This window comes from Haloferula rosea, from assembly GCF_016595525.1.
GTDB classification, from domain to species: Bacteria; Verrucomicrobiota; Verrucomicrobiia; order Verrucomicrobiales; family Akkermansiaceae; genus Haloferula; species Haloferula rosea.
Genome location: NZ_JAENII010000002.1, coordinates 247,036 through 265,199 on the forward strand (window position 1 = coordinate 247,036; position 18,164 = coordinate 265,199).

The 18,164-nt window shown below is 59.3% G+C and carries 18 protein-coding genes; 8 read left to right on the plus strand and 10 right to left on the minus strand.

Annotated elements, in window-relative coordinates; translation table 11 throughout:
- Window positions 1-57 precede the first annotated feature (57 nt).
- Both JIN81_RS03080 and JIN81_RS03085 read right to left on the minus strand, forming a co-directional pair.
- Window positions 58-1,611: a glucose-6-phosphate isomerase gene (locus JIN81_RS03080; protein ID WP_200276221.1), complete on the minus strand. Its 1,554-nt coding sequence runs from the start codon at window positions 1,609-1,611 to the stop codon at window positions 58-60.
- Between the two features lie 85 nt (window positions 1,612-1,696).
- Window positions 1,697-2,224: an adenine phosphoribosyltransferase gene (locus tag JIN81_RS03085; RefSeq protein WP_200276223.1), complete on the minus strand. Its 528-nt coding sequence runs from the start codon at window positions 2,222-2,224 to the stop codon at window positions 1,697-1,699.
- A gap of 77 nt (window positions 2,225-2,301) precedes the next feature.
- Here JIN81_RS03085 and JIN81_RS03090 point away from each other — a divergent pair, with 77 nt between their 5' ends.
- From JIN81_RS03090 to JIN81_RS03100, 3 genes are all read left to right on the plus strand, one after another.
- The gene (locus tag JIN81_RS03090; RefSeq protein ID WP_325100834.1) at window positions 2,302-2,934 is read left to right on the plus strand and encodes a sigma-70 family RNA polymerase sigma factor; all 633 of its coding nucleotides are present in this window, start codon (window positions 2,302-2,304) and stop codon (window positions 2,932-2,934) included.
- Between the two features lie 52 nt (window positions 2,935-2,986).
- Window positions 2,987-3,382, plus strand: a complete 396-nt coding sequence (locus JIN81_RS03095) for a hypothetical protein (RefSeq protein ID WP_200276225.1) — start codon at window positions 2,987-2,989, stop codon at window positions 3,380-3,382.
- Window positions 3,383-3,450: 68 nt separating this feature from the next.
- Window positions 3,451-4,212: a S1C family serine protease gene (locus tag JIN81_RS03100; protein WP_200276227.1), complete on the plus strand. Its 762-nt coding sequence runs from the start codon at window positions 3,451-3,453 to the stop codon at window positions 4,210-4,212.
- 11 nt (window positions 4,213-4,223) lie between these two features.
- Here JIN81_RS03100 and JIN81_RS03105 read toward each other — a convergent pair whose 3' ends face one another.
- Window positions 4,224-4,637, minus strand: coding sequence for an RrF2 family transcriptional regulator (locus tag JIN81_RS03105; protein WP_200276229.1), 414 nt, complete (start codon window positions 4,635-4,637; stop codon window positions 4,224-4,226).
- Between JIN81_RS03105 and cysE the strand changes: the two genes are divergently transcribed.
- Window positions 4,636-5,505: a serine O-acetyltransferase gene (gene cysE / locus JIN81_RS19250; protein WP_200276231.1), complete on the plus strand. Its 870-nt coding sequence runs from the start codon at window positions 4,636-4,638 to the stop codon at window positions 5,503-5,505. The genes JIN81_RS03105 and cysE overlap by 2 nt on opposite strands.
- 43 nt (window positions 5,506-5,548) lie before the next feature.
- Window positions 5,549-6,547 carry a hypothetical protein gene (locus tag JIN81_RS03115; RefSeq protein ID WP_200276233.1) on the plus strand — a complete coding sequence of 333 codons (999 nt, stop codon included), beginning with the start codon at window positions 5,549-5,551 and terminating at the stop codon, window positions 6,545-6,547.
- A 5-nt stretch (window positions 6,548-6,552) separates the two neighbouring features.
- Here the strand turns inward: JIN81_RS03115 and JIN81_RS03120 are convergent, their stop codons facing one another.
- Window positions 6,553-7,056 (minus strand): DUF5362 family protein, encoded by a 504-nt coding sequence (locus tag JIN81_RS03120; RefSeq protein ID WP_200276235.1) that lies wholly within the window; start codon window positions 7,054-7,056, stop codon window positions 6,553-6,555.
- A gap of 93 nt (window positions 7,057-7,149) precedes the next feature.
- On the opposite strand from JIN81_RS03120, the gene JIN81_RS03125 reads away from it, so the two are divergent.
- The gene (locus tag JIN81_RS03125; RefSeq protein ID WP_200276237.1) at window positions 7,150-8,265 is read left to right on the plus strand and encodes an aldo/keto reductase; all 1,116 of its coding nucleotides are present in this window, start codon (window positions 7,150-7,152) and stop codon (window positions 8,263-8,265) included.
- A 99-nt stretch (window positions 8,266-8,364) separates the two neighbouring features.
- Here JIN81_RS03125 and JIN81_RS03130 read toward each other — a convergent pair whose 3' ends face one another.
- Both JIN81_RS03130 and msrA read right to left on the minus strand, forming a co-directional pair.
- Window positions 8,365-8,982: a hypothetical protein gene (locus JIN81_RS03130; protein WP_200276239.1), complete on the minus strand. Its 618-nt coding sequence runs from the start codon at window positions 8,980-8,982 to the stop codon at window positions 8,365-8,367.
- A gap of 80 nt (window positions 8,983-9,062) precedes the next feature.
- Complete coding sequence (msrA, locus tag JIN81_RS03135; protein WP_200276241.1) at window positions 9,063-9,677, minus strand: peptide-methionine (S)-S-oxide reductase MsrA; 615 nt, start codon at window positions 9,675-9,677, stop codon at window positions 9,063-9,065.
- Between the two features lie 126 nt (window positions 9,678-9,803).
- Between msrA and JIN81_RS03140 the strand changes: the two genes are divergently transcribed.
- Together JIN81_RS03140 and JIN81_RS03145 are read left to right on the plus strand one after the other, a co-directional pair.
- Window positions 9,804-10,724, plus strand: a complete 921-nt coding sequence (locus tag JIN81_RS03140; protein ID WP_200276243.1) for an ABC transporter ATP-binding protein — start codon at window positions 9,804-9,806, stop codon at window positions 10,722-10,724.
- Complete coding sequence (locus tag JIN81_RS03145) at window positions 10,721-11,710, plus strand: hypothetical protein (protein WP_200276245.1); 990 nt, start codon at window positions 10,721-10,723, stop codon at window positions 11,708-11,710. The genes JIN81_RS03140 and JIN81_RS03145 overlap by 4 nt, the downstream gene beginning before the upstream one ends.
- On the opposite strand, the gene JIN81_RS03150 is transcribed toward JIN81_RS03145, so the two are convergent.
- The 4 genes from JIN81_RS03150 to hemW form a co-directional block, all read right to left on the minus strand.
- Window positions 11,707-13,710 (minus strand): alpha-amylase family glycosyl hydrolase, encoded by a 2,004-nt coding sequence (locus JIN81_RS03150; protein WP_200276247.1) that lies wholly within the window; start codon window positions 13,708-13,710, stop codon window positions 11,707-11,709. The genes JIN81_RS03145 and JIN81_RS03150 overlap by 4 nt on opposite strands.
- Window positions 13,711-13,806: 96 nt before the next feature.
- Complete coding sequence (locus JIN81_RS03155; protein ID WP_200276249.1) at window positions 13,807-15,927, minus strand: protein-disulfide reductase DsbD family protein; 2,121 nt, start codon at window positions 15,925-15,927, stop codon at window positions 13,807-13,809.
- A gap of 54 nt (window positions 15,928-15,981) precedes the next feature.
- On the minus strand, window positions 15,982-17,019 hold the full coding sequence (locus JIN81_RS03160; protein WP_200276920.1) for a quinone-dependent dihydroorotate dehydrogenase: 1,038 nt from the start codon (window positions 17,017-17,019) through the stop codon (window positions 15,982-15,984).
- Between the two features lie 56 nt (window positions 17,020-17,075).
- The gene (gene hemW / locus JIN81_RS03165; protein ID WP_200276257.1) at window positions 17,076-18,164 is read right to left on the minus strand and encodes a radical SAM family heme chaperone HemW; all 1,089 of its coding nucleotides are present in this window, start codon (window positions 18,162-18,164) and stop codon (window positions 17,076-17,078) included.

An 18,164-nucleotide genomic window follows, 5' to 3' on the forward strand; every position in this document is an offset into this window, starting at 1 on the left:
AGAACGGCCCACCTGCGGAAGCAGGCAGGCCGTGATGGGAAGCAGGGATGATCCGCCTCAGAGAGAGAAGGAATCCTCCTTCGGCTCCTCGCCGAGGGAAATCTGGACTTCACCGTTCCCCGCGAGGTGGGTGAGACAGTGGTAAACCTCTTCGGGATCACCATCGATTTCGTAGGCGATTTCGGTAGCGGTCTTCGGTTCTGCGACCAGACGGCTGCGAACGGCATGCAGTGTTTCCAGGAACGCAGCCGCGGCCTTCTTGCCGGCCTCCACGCCGGGCTGGTGGTAGGCGTTGATGTTCACCAGCGATGCATAGAACGATACCGCCCGCTCGAACAATCCGATCAGGGTGCCGAGCTGGAATGGGTTCACCTCGGGAATGGAAATGGTGATTGATGGCCTGCCTGATTCGTGGAGTGCCTTGCGCGAACCACGCAGGAAGCCCTGCAGGAAGTCCGCCGAGGTGCTGCCGGGTTCGACTTCGATCGTGTCGCCATCCCGCCCCTTTCGCACTTCGATGAAGGTGGCGAAGAAGTTGGCAACACCATCGCGAAGCTGTTGGACATAGGCGTGCTGGTCGGTCGACCCCTTGTTTCCGTAAACGGCGATGCCCTGGTTGACGGTATTGCCTTCGAGATCGAGTTCCTTGCCCAGCGACTCCATCACCAGCTGTTGCAGGTACTTGGAGAATAGTACCAGTGAGTCCTTGTAGGGCAACACGACCATGTCCTTTTCTCCCTTGCCATTGCCGGCGGCATGCCAACAAAGCGCGAGCCGCATGGCGGCGTTCGTGGAGACATCCGCCTTGCGGGTTTCGCGGTCCATGGCGGCTGCGCCTGCAAGAAATTCGTCGATGTCGATTCCCTGCAAAGCGGCTGGCACGAGACCCACGGTCGACATCACCGAAGTCCGGCCACCGACCCAGTCCTCCATCGGGAAGGTCTCAATGAAGGAGTGCTCCTGGGCGAATTGATCGAGTTTCGATCCGGTTCCCGTGATGGCCACGGCATGTTTTCCGAAATCCAGGCCGGCGGCATCAAAGGCTGCCTTGGCCTCGACCATGCCGTTGCGGGTCTCCGGGGTGCCACCCGACTTCGAGATCACGAGGACGAGCGTGGTGCAGAGATTCTCGCTGCCAATGGAGGCGAGCGTGTGGTCGATGCCCGCTGGATCCGTGTTGTCGAAGAAGTGGATTGGGAGTCTGGCGCCCTGGCCGATTGCTTGGTCCACGAGTTGTGGGCCAAGGGCGGATCCCCCGATGCCGATCAGCAGGATCCGACGGAACTGAGGAGCTCCGGGAGGGGCGACCTGACCGGTGTGGACCTTGTCGGCGAAATCCTTGAGAGCTTGAAGCGGTTCGTTGATCTGGGCGCGAATCTCTTCGTTGGGAGCGAGCTCGGCAGCACGCAGCCAATAGTGGCCCACCATGCGGCCTTCGTCCGGGTTCGCGATGGCTCCGGATTCGAGAGCCGCCATGTCAGCGAAGGCCTTGTCCACCTTGGGCTGCATCGCGCTCAGCCAGTCGGAGCTCAATGGAAGGAGTGACGTATCGAGAGAGAATCCGAGATCAGGATAGCGGATGAGCGATGCGGAATATTGGTCGAATGACATGGATGCGTTCGTTGGAATTGGGGCAGGAGGCTAGGGGAGAGCCCGAGGCAGGGCAAGCGATGCGGCTGTCCTCGGGATGAAGGATTCAATCGTAACGGATGAGTGACTCGATCCGATGATCTCCCAGTTTTTCCCTCCCGTTGAGGAAGCCGAGTTCGATCAGGAAGGAAATGGCAACAAGGTCGGCGCCGAGTCCGTCGAGGAGCTGAACCGCGGCCGCGGCTGTGCCGCCTGTGGCGAGCAGGTCGTCGACCAGCAGGACCTTTTCACCCGGGTGAACGGCGTCCTCATGGATCTCAACCACGGACTCTCCATACTCAAGCGTGTAGGCAAGCTGGCGTGTCTGCCAAGGCAGTTTGCCTTGCTTGCGGACCGGTACGAAACCCGCATTCAGGCGGTCGGCCACTGCGGCCGCGAAAATGAAGCCCCGTGCGTCGATTCCAACCACCTTGTCGATCTTCTGGCCCTGTGCTGTCTGGCACAAGAGTTCGAGAGATTCCTTGAACAGGGAAGGATCGGAAAGGATGGGGGTGATGTCCTTGAAAACGACGCCTGGTTTCGGGAAATCAGGGATGTCGCGGATTGCGTCGCGGAGGTGCTGAGCGGATGCCATGGGCGGGAGGCTGAGGGATCATGGGGCGGTGGCCAAGCGCGGAACGTGGGTCAGGTTTGCTGCTGACAGGATTCGCCGTGCATGCCAGCCTGCGCGCGTTCCCCCACCCAATGCCGGATAACACCCCCAGACAGGATCCGGACGGCGATCTCGTCCAGCGCGCCCAGAACGGCGACACGCGAGCCTTCGACGCCCTGATTCTCAAGTATGGCGAAAAGCTGTACGGAATGATCTACAACATGACCTCCAACAAGGAGGATACTCATGATTTGCTGCAGGATGTCTTCGCCAAGGCCTATTCCTCGATCGGAAAGTTCCGGGGAAAGTCGACATTCTACACCTGGATTTACCAGATCGCGGTCAATATGACCCTGAACTTTCTAAAAAAGAGGAAGAGGCGGACGGGACTGAGTCTCAATGAGATGGATTCCTCCGTGCACCAGGACCCGGCCTTGGTCGACACGACCCACGAATCGAACCCTGAGCAGCAGAGCACCCTGCACGAGCTTCAAAAAAGATTGAACGAAGCCATGCAGCATCTGTCTGAATCCCATAGAACGGTGGTAACACTGTTCGACATTCAGGGCCTGCCTCATGCCGAGATCGCGAAGATTCTCAAGGTCTCGGTGGGGACGGTCCGATCGAGGCTCCACTACGCTCACCAGCAACTTCAAATGCATCTGCAGGAGTTCTGGGAGCAAAGATTATAAAAAAAGTCTTGCGGTGGGGCGGAAATTTAAGATTATTTAACCAATTCCTGCCGTGAAACTGAGCGACCAAGAAATCGGAAACCTCCTATCCCTGAAGCGCCACGAGCGCCCTCCAGAGGGATACATGGATGATTTCCTGCGTGAGTTTCACCAGCGCCGCCGCGAGGAGGCGATGGAGGAGCGGGGATTGGCTCGCCAATGGAAACAGTTCGTCCAGTGGTTGACCGAACCTGGCATGGCCAAGTGGGCCTACGGGGGCGGCGTGGCCTATGCTGCTGTTCTGGCGATTGTCATGACGGCTCCCAAGGCGTCTGAGACGGAATCACTGGTTCCTGCGGCGATCGACCATCGTGTGGTTGCTCCCGCTCCGGTCATTCCCCAGAGCCAACTTGACGAATTGGATCTCCGACCTGGCTCCGAGGGGAGCTTGGGCGAGCAGGAATTCTGAGATCGTTCGGCATGGGCCGTGGATCTCATACTGTGCTCGCGGGCTTCTCCTGCGGGTTGCTGCTTCTCATGGCAGCCGCGAAGGGTCAACGGGGGCTCCCGGTGACCTTTGGCAAGGTTGAAGCGCGTGGCTTCATAGTTGCCGGGAACGGTCAGGCGGTGAGTGTCGGCGTGGCTGGGGTCGACTTGAAGTCTGGCAGACTCGGTCAGGGGGGCATCGAGCCCGCCGCCTACGACAGCGTCTCGCGTGTCGTGATATTTCCAGCTCCCGATGGTGAAGCCCTGTCATTGGCGGACGCCGTCGTCGCAGGCCAGAAACTTCGCAAGGATGGGCAGGAATTCTTTGTCGAAGCGTGGGTCGAGCAGGTCCGAGGACGTTATTTGCCATTCTCCCTCCTTCGGGTCGGCCACCCAGGAGCGGCGCCGGTGTCGGGCTCGCCTTTGTTGAATGCCAAGGGGCAGGTGGCGGCTGTGGTCTACGAACCCGCAGGCCCTGGGAAGCTCTATGCGATTCCGGTGGATGTGGTCCGCCGCGGTCTCGTGGCAGCCCGTGATGGTGTCATGTCGAGGGCGTGGATGGGCGTGGTGCTGGATCCACGACTTCAGATTCCTCAGGTCGTCAGGGTCGTTGAAGGGTCACCGGCGGCGGCAGCCGGCCTCCGGAAAGGGGACATCCTCACCGAACTGGATGGGCGTCGCCTCGCCGACTATGGCGATGCCGTGAATGCGCTCTTCCTTCTCCATGTCGGGAAGGAGGCGACGGTCAAGGTGCGCAGGGGAGGGAAGATCGTCTCGGCCCGGGTGACTCCGCAGCAATCCAAGGGTTCCTGAAACGGGAATCACTAGATGTAATACATCGGTTCGCTCCCACGTTCACTGAGTTTGCGGAGGTCGATGGATTCCAGATGTCCGCGAGTGCGCTCGGAGATCTGCTCCCAAATGGAGCGGACCACGTTTCCGCTGTCCCCGTCACTGGGATTGGAGAAGGTGAGCAGCGACGGCTCGACGGCCTGAACGATCTCCAGAAGATTGATGTCCTTGGGGGGGCGGCTGAGGAGGTATCCGCCCGCTTTTCCACGTCGACTGATGATGAGTCCGCCCCTCCGGAGGTCGTTGAGGATCTGGACGAGAAAATTTGCGGACACTGCTTCCCGTTGCGCGAGTTCCTCAAGGCGTGTAAGCGTCTCCCCGTCATGCCGCTTGGCCAACTGGACCATCGCACGGCAGGCATAATCGAGTTTCTGCGAAATTCTCATGGATTCAGACCAACACAGCAGCGAGCCCGCGGGAAGCGCCAAGCCTGTCCGCATTTGCAATTCCGGGTCAATTGATGTCGATGGACTGTGGCAGTCCATCCAGGCCCGGGCCGAGGAGATCCATGATGAGGAAATGGGTCTCCAATCGCTGGTGCACGACGTGATTCTCAGCAAAAGCTGCCTCGGTCAGGCGCTGGGTGCCCGGCTCGCCCGGAAGCTTGCCCGGGAGGATGCAACCCGGGAGGAACTGCAGCCATTGTTAGGTGGGATTCTCGCTGATGACCCGACCTTGGTCGCGAGTTCGGCCCGTGACCTGAGCGCGATTGTGGAGCGGGATCCGGCCTGCGACTCCGCGCTTCAGCCCTTGTTGTTTTTCAAGGGATTCATGGCAATCGCGACCTACAGGATTTCGCATCATCTCTGGACGCGGGGGAGGCGTGAGCTCGCGCTCTATTTCCAAAGCCTCACGAGCGAGGTTTTCGCGGTGGATATTCACCCTGCAGCGAAGATTGGTTGTGGAATCCTGCTCGACCATGCGACGAGCTTTGTCGTCGGGGAGACCGCAATCATCGAGGATGACGTGTCGATCCTTCATGAAGTGACCCTTGGTGGCACCGGAAAGATGACGGGGGATCGACACCCCATTGTCCGCTCCGGAGTATTGTTAGGGGCCGGGGCCAAAATCCTGGGACGTGTGGAGATCGGCGAGGGCGCCAAAGTCGGGGCCGGGAGTGTGGTATTGAATGACGTGCCTCCCCACAAGACGGTGGCCGGGGTGCCTGCTGAGATCGTCGGAGAAAGCGCAGATGATGCTCCGGCTTTGGCCATGGATCAGCGTTTATTGTGCCGTAAGAATCGTGGTGGGTGAATCCCGCTCGCCAAACGGGGGTTTGAGTGCTAAGGCCCCTAGAGTGAATCGCTTCTGCAGTCTCGGATCATGCATCGCCTTGTTGGCGCTGTCCGGCTGTGACAAGGCGAGTTCCTGGCTTGAAAAAGGAGGGCTCGGAGGTCTGCCGGATCGGGTGGGCGAGCCCGGGGGCGCGGTGAGTGCCGATTTTGAGGCGTTGGTTGACCGCTCGGACGCCGGTGTGCGATTTCGACGGGATATTCCCTATCCCCTGAATCTGAAGGGCAAACTCAATGTGACGACGAAGCATCACAAGGTGCTCGTGGTCAGCGAATCGGAGCTGGGCAAGAAGTCGGAGCGGATCGATTACAGGCTGGAAACCGAAATGGGTTTCGACAAGCAGATGGGGAGCTTCGAGGTCAGTCTGTCGAAGGTGGGTCGCAGGATTCTCGAGGAGGAGGAGGAAGTGGATCAGGCTCCATTGGCCGCAACGGCTGAGAGTGGTCTGGAGAACCGTGCCACCCGATTCTTGCTCACCGAGGGAGGTTGGAAGACCGCCCGGAAGGAAGGGGCGACGGACTTCAAGGCGCTTGTGTGGGCTGATGCACTTGTTGGGACGGTTCCCCAGTTGATGGTCGAGTCAGGTGCTCATCCACGGGTGCAGTGGTTCTCATCATCAAGATATTGGCGTCGGGGAGAACGAGTTGTCCTAACAGGAAGCTCGATCAAGATGCTCCATCCTTATGATGTCTCAGGCAGGGTGGTCCTCATCTTTGAAGGGGAGGAGGCCATCGACGGTCACCCCTGCGGAGTCTTTTCCGTCGAGGGTGATCTTGAGGTGCATGACAAGATCGAGTTGGAGGGGCGGCTTACCGAGTCGGAGATCGCGATCCGATCCGGCAAGATCTGGGCGAGCCTGTTGTATCCGGTGATCCTCCGGGAGGAATATGATGCGGTGCAGACCATTTCCCGCTGGCCAACGAGCGCCCGGAAGGGTCCCATGACCAAACTCCAGGGGCGCTTCGAGGTGACCAAGTCGAGGGCCTGGCTTCCGCAGGGCTGATCTTTTCAGGGAGTCATGGCAGCTCCGAAGACGCCCATGACGACGACGACACCGATCACCGCGATGTAGAGCGCGATGAACACGGCGAGGAGGATTCCCACCAGTTTCCAGAAGCTCCGCTGAGCATCGAGGGCTGCTTCAAGATCCTGGCTCGACTGGCTGGACATCAGTTCGGCGATCCTACTGCCGTATTTCCACAGTTTGATGGACGGGAACAGGTAGAGAAGTCCCATCAGGACGTAAACAATCGAGAACACGGCGGACATCGCCGCGAAGGGCATGGCTCCACCTGATGAACTGCTGCTGCCGAGGGAGGTGGCCATGACCCCCCCTCCCAAGCCCATGAAGAGGGCAGCGAGGAAAATGAACCCCGTGCAGATGAAACCGAGGATGGCGCAGAATCGGATCCAGGGCTTGGTCGCGCGCAGGGCTTCGACCATGGCGGGAGTCACTCCGGCATGCGACTGGAGCGAGGGATCGGAAGGAGAGGCTGCGTAGGGATTGTCCATGGCGGACACTAGCGGGTTTTGGGGGAGCGTGACAAGCCGGCTTGCTGCGGACTGACCGTTGACCGCGGGCGTTTTGCCGCCTATTTGACGGGCATGGATTTGACCACTACGGCATACGGAACGTGGAGCGGCGGACGTTTCATGCACTTTGGAGAGACGCTGAGCGAGGAACGTTACAAGGGATGTATCCAACTCGCGTTTGAGGCTGGTTTCCGGACATTCGTCACGGCGGACGTTTACGGCAATGGGAAGGCGGATGAGTTGTTGGGACAGGCGCTGTCCGGAATCGACCGGAAGGATTACTGCTTGGTGGGCATGCTGGGCCACGATTTCCACAAGGGACAGCGTCAGGGCAATCGAGGGTATCCCCGCTTCACCGATCCGGAACTGCGTGGCCCGGAAGGCTACGCCGACTACATGAAGTCGGCCTGTGAAAAGTCGTTGGAGAAGTGTCAAACCGACCACTTTGACCTCCTGATGCTCCACAATCCTGACGAAATCGGTTACACGAGCGAGTCGGTTTGGTCAGGGATGGCGGATCTCAAGTCTCAAGGGCTTTCAGAACGGCTCGGGATTGCTCCCGGACCGGCGAATGGTTTCACCCTCGACCTGATTCACTGCATGGAGCAGTTCGGCGAGACCATCGACTGGGCAATGCTGATTCTGAACCCTCTCGAGCCATGGCCGGTGGGTCTTGCCCTGCCTGCCTGTGAGAAGCATGGCGTCGATGTGCTCACCCGGGTGGTGGATTTCGGCGGGCTGTTCTTCGGCGACATGAAGGAGGGGCATGAGTTCAAGCCCGGCGACCACCGTGCCTACCGTCCGGAGGGCTGGGTCGAGCACGGGCTCGAGAAGATCGAGAAAATGAAGTCCATCGCTGAACGACATGGCCTTTCGATGGTCCAGTTTGCGGCGATCTGGAACTTGAGCCAGGCTCCGGTAAAGAGTGTGGTGCCGACCTTCATCCAGGAGGCAAGTGATCAGGCGAAACCCATCGAGGAACGGATTCGCGAGTTCGCGGTGATGCCAGAGCTACGCTTGTCAGCCGAGGAGATTGAGGAAGTGAAGGCCATCGGGGACAACACGGGTTGCATGATGCTCAAGGGCGCCAGCAAGCGACACTCCGTGAGCGAGCGGCCTGATGAGTGGCCAATGCGCGAGGAGTTGTTTGAACTTGCTGATCGCTATGGCCTCGGCACCGAATGGTGATTCACCCCAGCTTGTGGGCTGAAGCTTGCGGACGGACCCGTCTGGTGCCCGGTTGCATGCGCACGGACGGCCGGTGGGTTGGCGCACGTCGGGTTCGGTCTAGTTGCCGGCCAGATGTCGGATGCAGAACTGGGACCAGGTTTCGAGGCGTTCGAACAGTGGGCCGTTGAGTTCCGAGAGGTCGGTGAAGCACATATCGGCCAAAGCATCCTCGTTGGAATGGACGGCCTCCTCTTCGATCTCGATCAGGTGGACGACGCCCAAGTGGACCTGGCCCACGGGGTTGCTGTCATCGTTCAACAAGGCAATGATCGTGTTGGTATGAGGCAGGTCGAAGACGAGTTCCTCCTCAAGTTCACGTTCGACCGCGGCCTGGTAGGCATCGGGCCCAGTGCGGCCTCCGCCGGTGTCGACCGGGTTGATGTGACCTCCGACACCAACGGAGCGCTTGGCGTGGAGGCGGGACTCGCCGCCTGACTTGCCTCGTGTGTAGTTGACGATGCGGTCTCCGCATCGAATCACGCAGTAGGGAATCAACTGCTTGTGGCTTGGATCGTCCTCAGCCGCCGCGCGATCCATGAAAAAGTGGTTCGTGGGGTCAAGCAGTCGCTCGATCGCCTGATCCATGCTCTCGGTGCGTATCCCTTCGAAGGAGCCGATTTCCTCAAAGAGTGAGCGAGGAACGACGAGAACTTCTTCACCTGCATATTTCGACATGCGGAGAAGAGACCGAAGCAGAGGACGGGATGCCAGCCAAATTCTTGCGAGTCCCGGATAGCGGGCCCGGGTGGAGTTGATTAGTGGTCCAGCTTGAGCTTCTTGAGCTTGGGTTCGATCACCAGACGGCAGTAGCCGTTCTTCTTCTTGTTCTGAAGGTAGAAGTCCTGATGGTAACCCTCGGCGGGGTAGAAAGTGGAAGCCTTGGTGATCTCGGTCACGATCGGCGAGTCGAAATCGCTTTGCGCTGCCTTCTTCGAAGCTTCGGCCACCTTCTTCTGCGCCTCGTCCTGGTAGTAAATCGCCGAGCGATACTGGGTGCCGACGTCGGCGCCCTGGCGATTCAGAGTCGTTGGATCGTGGGCCTTCCAGAACCATGCGAGGATGGTCTTCAGATCCGTCTTCTTCGGATCGAACACGACTTGCACGACCTCGGCGTGGCCTGTGGTCCCTTGGCAGACGGCTTCGTAGGTGGGGTTGGCGACCGTGCCGCCCATGTAGCCGGAGGTGGACGAATAGACGCCGTCCAGTTGCTCGAAGACGACTTCGACGCACCAGAAGCATCCGGCTCCCAGAGTGATGACTTCTGCCCCTTCGGGCACTTCCGGCATGGCGGCGGGCTTTTTATCTTCTTCGGACATGGCGTTGCAGGAGGAAAGCACGGTGAGAATGATGAGCGACAGCAGAGATTTCATGGTGTTGAGAAGGCCTTGGACCATCGGTTATTCCCGACGCTTGAAAAGCTAGCGCAGATTGGACGGGCGTAAAGCGGGAGGATCTTTCGCTTTTGCTTGTCAGGGCATGCCTCTAGAAGAACGGCTGTGAGTGAGCTAGCCATTGATATCGGGACACTGAGAAAGTGCTACGGGCGCTTTGTCGCCTTGGCAGGAGTGTCCCTTGCGGTTCCCAAGGGCGAGGTTTTTGGACTGCTGGGGCCAAACGGAGCGGGGAAGAGTACTTTGGTGAAGTCGCTGCTGACCATCGTCCGTCCGACCCGGTGCGACGGGAGTCTCCTCGGGCAGCGCATCGGGCATCGCAAGACTCTGGCAAGGGTCGGATACCTTCCCGAGCACGCGCGGTTTCCCGATTACCTCACGGGGCGCCAGATCATTTCGTATTCCGCTGGTTTGGCGAAGGTTCCCAGGCGGGTCGCGAAGGCACGTGCGGAGCATCTGCTGGAGATCGTGGGTATGGCGGAATGGGCCGACCGCAAGAATGGCACTTACTCCAAGGGGATGCGGCAGCGCGTGGGGTTGGCGCAGGCCTTGGTCAATGAACCGGAGATCGTGTTCCTGGACGAACCGACCGACGGTGTGGATCCGGAGGGGAGGGTTGAAATTCGAAAGTTGATCGAGCGCATGCGGGAGGAAGGGCGAACGGTCTTTGTGAACAGTCACCTGCTAGGTGAGGTGGAGCAGGTCGCCGACCGGGTGGCCATCATGGCGAGAGGGGCGATCGTCAAGCAGGGCACGGTTGAAGAACTGACTCACGCGGAGAACCGCTACGAGATCAAGACGCTCGGACCAGTCCCGGTGGAGGCACGGAAGACGCTCGAGGAGGAGGGGATCTCGGTGGCGGGTGATACGATCCATGTGCATGCGGAGGGTGCGGAGCAGGTCCAGCCGGTGATCGACTTGTTGAGAGGGACGGGGAGCCCGATCCGACAGATCAATGAGGTCCGATCGACTCTGGAGGATGTTTTCATGGAAGCGGTGAATCGACAGAAGGGGGAGGCCGTATGAGCCAGTTTTTGGCAGTTTTCATCGATGCGCTTCGCTTGCTGAAGGCGAAGGCCCTGTTCTGGATCACCCTTGCCATCTCGGTGCTTGCCGCGGTTCTATACTTCTCGATTGGTTTCAACGAGGAGGGTATCACCTTGTTCTTCGGGGTGGAGACTTGGGAAAACGAATTCATCCGGGCCGGGTCTCCTCTGGCGGAAATGTTCTATCTCGGGATCTTCAGCATGGTGATGGTGAATATCTGGCTATCCTGGGTGGCAGTCATCCTTGCCTTGGTCACCTGTGCGCCTGTCTTTCCCTCATTCATGCAGGAGGGCAGCGCGGGAACGGTGTTGTGCAAGCCGATCGGACGCTTGAAGCTTTTTGTATTCAAGTATCTGTCCGGCCTGCTTTTTGCGTTTCTTCAAACGTCCATTTTCTGCCTGATCGTTTTCTTTGCCATTCGATTCCGGGTCGGGACATGGAATCCGTCCGTCTTTTGGGCGGTGCCCCTGATCGTGCTGATGTTCTCATATCTCTGGTCCATCCTGGTAACGGTTGGGGTTCGGACGAAGTCCGTGATGGCGTCGCTGCTGGCGGCTCTCCTCGTCTGGGGGGCAGCTTGGATTTCGAAGGTCACCGAAGAATACATCTACATGGCCGCGGAAATGGGGGAGCTCCCGACCGGCGACGGCACGATGCGGTTGAGCGATGAGGAGCAACAGAACTTCAGGGAGGGATACGCGCTCTACTCCCTTCCTTATAAGGTGCTCCCGAAGACGACCGACACCATCAACCTCCTGCAACGTTACATCACGGTGGAGGGGGAGAGGGAGTTTTCGATGACCCAGTTGATCGGTGCCATGTCCGGCTTCGGGTCAGAGGAAGATGAAGTGACCGAAGCGGCCCTGAAGCGGCATTCACCCGTCTACATCATCGGGACTTCGCTCGCTTTCGAGTTCGTCGTGCTTGGCTTCGGGGCTTGGATGTTCGTCCGCCGCGACTTCTAGGATCCGCTGCCCGGTTTGGTTCGAGCGAACACCTGTGCGGTCCGCGCGAGGGTGTAGATGGACAGTTCGCCGTCCTTGTTGACCGGGTATGCGATCGAGGCGTCCAAGCGACCGTGTCCGCCGAACCCGGTGGAATCGGTGTCGAGAACGAGTCGGTATTCCCCGGTGCCCGGAACCTTGAACCGGTAATCGGGGATCGCGCGATCGACCGACCAGTTGAAGACGAAGATCAGGCCATTGCGCTCGATGCACATGACCTTGTTGGTCGGGTCGAGGTTGAGTTGGTTCGGGAACTCATGACCGGGCAGGCCGAAGGCGGAGGAAAGGGAGGTCATCGCCTGATCGAAGTTGGCGAGGTAGTGGTATTTGAGCTCCTTGTTGTCCACGAGCGACCACTGCCGGCGACAGTAGTGGTAGGACCAGTCGTTTCCTTGTCGTGGGAAATCCAGCCACTCCGGGTGACCGAACTCATTCCCCATGAAGGTCAACCAACCTTCACCCGCCAAGGTGAAGGTGAGAAGACGGATCATCTTGTGAAGGGCGATGCCCCGTTCGATCACGGGGTGGTCGTCGCCCCGTCCCATGTGCCAGTACATCTCCTGATCCATGAGCCAGAACGCGAGGGTCTTGTCTCCGACGAGGGCCTGGTCATGGCTCTCCGCGTAGGCGATGTTGGCCTCTCCGCGGCGACGGTTGGTCAGGGTATCCCACATCTGGCCAATGTCCCAGTCCTCGTCGCGGGAGTGCTTGAGCAACTTGATCCAGAAGTCGGGAACTCCCATGGCAAGTCGGTGGGTGAATCCGGCTCCACCGTCCGCGACCGGGCGACACAGGCCCGGCATTCCCGACATGTCCTCCGCGATCAGGATGGCATCCGGTCGTAGCTGGTTGGCCAAGGTCGTGGCCAGTTGGAGATAGAGGATGGCATCCTCGTCGACGTCCTGGACGAAATACTTGTCGTAGTGGTCGAACGAGGTCGATCCGCGATGCCAGTAGAGCATCGACGTGACGCCGTCGAAGCGGAAGCCGTCGAACTGGAACTCCTCGAGCCAGTAGCGGATATTCGAGAGAAGGAACCGACGGACTTCCTCCCGCCCGTAGTCAAAGCATTTGGAATCCCACTGGGGGTGCTCGCCACGGTCATCGCCATGAAAATACAGGTTGCCTGATCCGTCCAAGTCGTTGAGTCCCTCCGAGAGGTTCTTCACCGAGTGGGAATGGACGATGTCGAGAAGCACGGCAAGTCCGAGGCCGTGGGCCGTATCGATCAGATACTTGAGGTCCTCCGGAGTTCCAAATCTTGAAGAACAGGCGAAGAAATTCGAAACATGGTAGCCGAAGGATCCATAGTAGGGATGCTCCTGCACCGCCATCAACTGGACGGTGTTGTAGCCTCCGTCGGCAATCCTTGGCAGGACGGTATTGGCGAACTCACGGTAGGAATGAACCCGTGGCTCTTCGCCCGACATTCCGACATGTGCTTCGTAAATGATGGGGTTCTTCGTCGGACTGGAATGGGCTGTGTTCCTCCACTCGTAGGGCGAGGTCGGTTCCCAAAGTTCGGCGCTGAAATCGTGGGTGTCGGGGTCCTGAACCACGCGCTGAACGGTGGCGGGCAGTCGGTCCCTGACCGAACCGTCCACCCCGGTGATTCTCAGCTTGTAGTGATCGCCGTGCTTCAGGGCATCGGCAGGGAGTGAGCATTCCCACAGGCCGTGCTCGGTGGGAGCGAGTGGGTGACGATCCGCATCCCATTCGTTGAAGTCACCGACGAGCGAGACCGCCTTGGCGTTCGGCAGCCATTCACGGACGCGCCATGACCTGTCATCGACGCGATGGAGTCCGATCAGTTGGTGGCCATTGGCATAGTTCGCCAAGCTGCCATGGGATGCCTCAATTTCCCGGAGGCTTTCCTGGAGCCGGACCTGGCGCTGCTTGATGTGATCTGCGTAGGGCGTGAGCCATGGGTCATCGCGAACGAGTTGGGGCAGTTCTTCCATCACCCCGAGGTTGGCGAGCTTGGCTCGATTTGGCGAGTGAAAGCCGCAGGGCGAATGATCAAGCCCCCGAATGAACCGCCTATTCGCTGGCTTCTGCTACTCGTCCTTCTCCGGAACCGGGACTTCAGAACTGAACAGTTCCTCCAGGTAGTCGGAGGACAGGATTTCAGGGGTAATGATGGGTTCTTTGCCGGGAATGTAGAGAACGTTCACGGGAATGGCGCTCCGTTCGAGTTCCTCCAACTTGGCATCGATCTCCGGGTTCGGCTTCGTCTTGTCGGCCCGCAGGGCCACGATCCCCCGGTCATTCATCAAGGTGGCCACCTGATCGCTGTAAGCGCGCTTTTTGTTGAGTTGGCAGGTGGCACACCACTGCGCAGTGAAGTCCACGAAAACCGGCGTATCGTTCTCAAGAAGCTCTTCCACCCCTTCGTTGCTCCAGGTGCCCCACTCGATGGCAGACTTCTCCGGTGGCTTGCACGCGAGCAGACCCAGCACGGCAAAAGCCACGGTTGTCCCCTTGGCAATACCACGAACCTTGTGGCTCTTGGATGGCACGTCCCAACGCCCGAAGACCCAACCCGCCATGCCGATCAGCGTCAGGCCGATGATGACGTTGAGCATGTTTTCGAGCCCGATCTGCCCGGTATAGACCCATAGAAGGAATCCAGCGGTTGCGAAGAGAAGGAACGACATTGCCTGTTTGAAGGACTCCATCCACGGCCCGGGTCGTGGAAGAAGGTCGATCAGCTTGGGGAAGATCGAAAGAATCAGATAGGGGAGCGACAGCCCGATCGCCATGAAGGTGAAGGCGAGGAAGAACTGGGCGGCGGGTAGGGCAATGGCTGCCCCGATTGCGGCGCCGAGGAATGGAGCCGAACAGGGGGTGGCCACCACGGTGGCGAGAATCCCTGAGAAGAACGAACCCGAGACCCCCTGCTTTGACTGCAGCTTGCCACCCACGCCGGTTGCGGAAGAACCGACCTCGAATACGCCATACATGCTCAGCCCGAGGACGAACATGAGGAGCATCAGCACGAGAATGGTCCACGGGTTCTGCAGTTGGTAACCCCAGCCGATCTCTTCACCGGGTGCTGCTGCGGATCGGAGTGCGAACAACAGGCCGCTGAGTGCCCAGAAAGAAACCAGCACGCCGAGTGTGAAAGCCAGGCCGTGCATCACGATTTTCTTCCGGTCTTCGCCGGCCTGTTGGACAAAGCCCATGATTTTGAGGCCGATCACGGGGAACACGCAGGGCATCAGGTTCAGGATCAGTCCGCCGATGAGCATCCCACCGAGAATGGGAAGAAATTTCCCCAAGGCGAGAGGAGGTACTGGAGCCTTCGTAAATGGGGTTTCGTTGATCTTCAGTCCGCTTTCCGGCAATCCGTCGCCGACGAGCGTTCCACTCAGTGCATCGGGCTTGGGGATCTTGTCCCCGTTGATCTTTTCGGTCTTGGTTCCGAGCGAGAACAGCCAGGAGCCATCGACATTCTCAATGCTGCTGCCCTCGCTGCTCGCGGAAAGGACGTAGGCTTGATCCGGGATGAAGTCCGTCTTGGATAGATCGGGTGAACCTTCCCCCGGTGTGATCCGCAGTTCCACCTTCTTGCCGACCCATGAGGCCGTGACTTCAAAAGCATCCGTCGAAGATGGCTGAGATGCCTTGGCGGCCGCAAAGAGCGCTGCATTCGCCGGATCGATGACGGTTGAATCCCCTACAGGAAGCTTGAGTTCGAATGCTTTCTCCGGTTTGGGCTCATCCTTGCACAGATCTTTGCAGATCTGCCACTTCGGCCAGGCTGTGAGGGTGGCTTCCGAACCAGCCTGAAGATCGGCAGGTGGAGTGATGGTGATGAGGAAAGTGACGGAATCGGAATAGATGAAGCTTTTCCCGAAGTAGGACTCTTTGACTTCCGGCGTCGGCCACTGGATCTCTCCGGCTTCAAATCCTTCCGGCAGTTCCCAGCGGATCGTCAGGGACTCCTCGATGCCTCCCGAGTTCAAGTAGTAGCTGTGCCAACCTTCCGGGTGCTTCAAATCGAGGGCGACGTCGAAGGGCTCACCAGGGGCAATGCTCGAGGCACTGGAAACGAGGCGGGCCTCGGTGGCCTCCTCCTGTTCGGCGAGCCCGAATGAATCATCCGGGAACTGGGCCGCGACAGGGGCTAGAACGGCGAGAGAGGCAACCAGAGAATGGAGGAGGGAGCGAAGCATGGTGTTGGCAGTTGTGGGGTAGGAGGCCGTTTTCCCGGAAATCATCCGGAAATCTCAGGCTGGCAACTCATCGAGCCGATCTGCGATCGAGTGAATGAGCGCGGGACCTTGGAAAATGAAGGCCGAGTATACCTGGACGAGCGATGCCCCAGCGTGGATTTTTTCCACGGCATCGTCGGCCGAGCTGATTCCTCCTGCTCCGATGATGGGGATCCTTCCTCCGAGCTCGCTGCTGAACGCGCGAATGATTTCGGTGCTGCGCTTGGTGAGAGGTTTGCCGGAAAGGCCACCTGCCTGATCAGCGAACGGATGTCCTTCCACTCCGTTGCGTGTGATCGTCGTATTGGTCGCGATCAGTCCATCCAGACCTCCGTCAAGGAAGACTCTGGAGAGTGCTGAGATGTGCTCGTGATCAAGATCGGGGGCGACCTTGAAAAGCAGGGGGACGTGCCGTCCGTGGCGTGTCTGAAGTTTCTCCTGCTCTGCCTTGAGTTTTTCGAGCAGTCGCGCGCAGGCATCCTCACTCTGCAGATCCCGTAGGCCGGGTGTGTTGGGTGAGGACAGGTTGACCGCGACGTAGTCCGCAACCGGGTAGGCTTCGGCGAGATTGGTCAGATAGTCGTACTCGGCGCGCTCGTTGGGCGTGTCTTTGTTCTTGCCGATATTGAATCCGATGACTCCTTCGTAGCGGGTTGAGCGACTGACATTTCGAACTCCCTCGATGATGCCGGGATTGTTGAAGCCCATGCGGTTGATGATGGCTTCCCGGTCAATCAACCGGAATAGCCTGGGCTTCGGGTTTCCTGCCTGCGGGCGCGGGGTGATGGTGCCGATCTCAATGAACCCGAACCCGAGACGGCCGAGGGCATCGATGGTGTTTCCCTCCTTGTCCAAGCCTGCAGCGAGCCCGACCCGGTTCGGAAATCGCAGCCCCATGATTTCAACCGGGGCGACACATTCCGGGTCAGGAAAGACGAGCGGAAGCAGGCCCGTTTTTTCTGCCAGGCGGAGACCCGTCATGCTGGCGTGGTGGGCGGTTTCTGCGTTCAGTCGGAAGAGGATGCTGCGGGCGAGTGCGTAGGCGTCGGACACGGGCCGAGTCTGCATGTCCCGATTGGGAGTTCCAACGCAGAAAGTGCGCGGTGGGGCTAAATCAACTCGGCCACGATCGCGTCGACCAAGGCGGACCCGTCACGACTCAGCACGAGTCTGCCGTCCTGACTGAGGGCGAGCTTTTCGTCGATCAGGGCGTCGACCTTCGCTGGGTCCAAGCCGTCGAGTGGAATCCCGTCCTTCGTGCGAAGCAAAAGCGCGGTGCGCTCTATCCGGAGTGCCTCCGGAGTGAGGGACTCGCTGTCGCAAGTCGCGTGTCCAATGCCCTTGATCATCGCGACGTACTGATCGGTGTCGGGGATGTTGCGAGAGCGGGTGGTTCCGATGGTCGATACCGCCGAAGGACCAAGCCCAAGGTATTCCTCACCTCTCCAGTAACCCTGATTGTGGGAGGACTCGTGCCCGGGACGTGCATAGTTGGACGTCTCGTAGTGTCGGTAGCCCGCCTCGCTCAGGAGCTCATCACCCAGGAAGAATTGACAGGCATCGCGATCGGGATCGGCATCGAGTTGTCCTTGGGCGAGCTGATCGAAGAAGGCGGTATCCTCTTCGTAGGTCAGGTTGTAGGCCGAGATGTGATCGGGTCGCAGACCGATCGCAATTTCCAAGGTTTGTCGCCATGCCTGCAGATCCAGACCGGGAATGGAAAACATCAGGTCGATATTGATGGATGGCATGCCGGCGCTCCGGAGGGTCTCGACGGACTCCATCGCTTGTTCCACACTGTGTTCGCGGCCAAGTCGCTTGAGTGTGGATGGGTGAAAGGACTGGATTCCCAGTGATACCCTCCTGACGCCGAGCTCTTGGAAGAGGGTGGCCTTGCGCTGGTCGAATGTTGCAGGGTTCGCCTCAAGGGTGACCTCATCGAGCGCGGCGATATCGATGGATTGCTTCAAGCCATCAAACAGTCGCCTGAGGTGAGCAGGTGAGAGCATTGAGGGAGTGCCTCCGCCGAGATAGAGGGTCCTCGCTTGGGAGCCAGTGTGAGCCGATAGGCGGGACTTCGTCTCGGCAACCAGTGCGTCGATGAAGCCCGTGATCGATGTGCCGCCCGGAGTGTGCTTGTAGAATGAGCAGTAGGGGCACACCCGGTGACAAAACGGGATATGGACGTAGATCAGCAT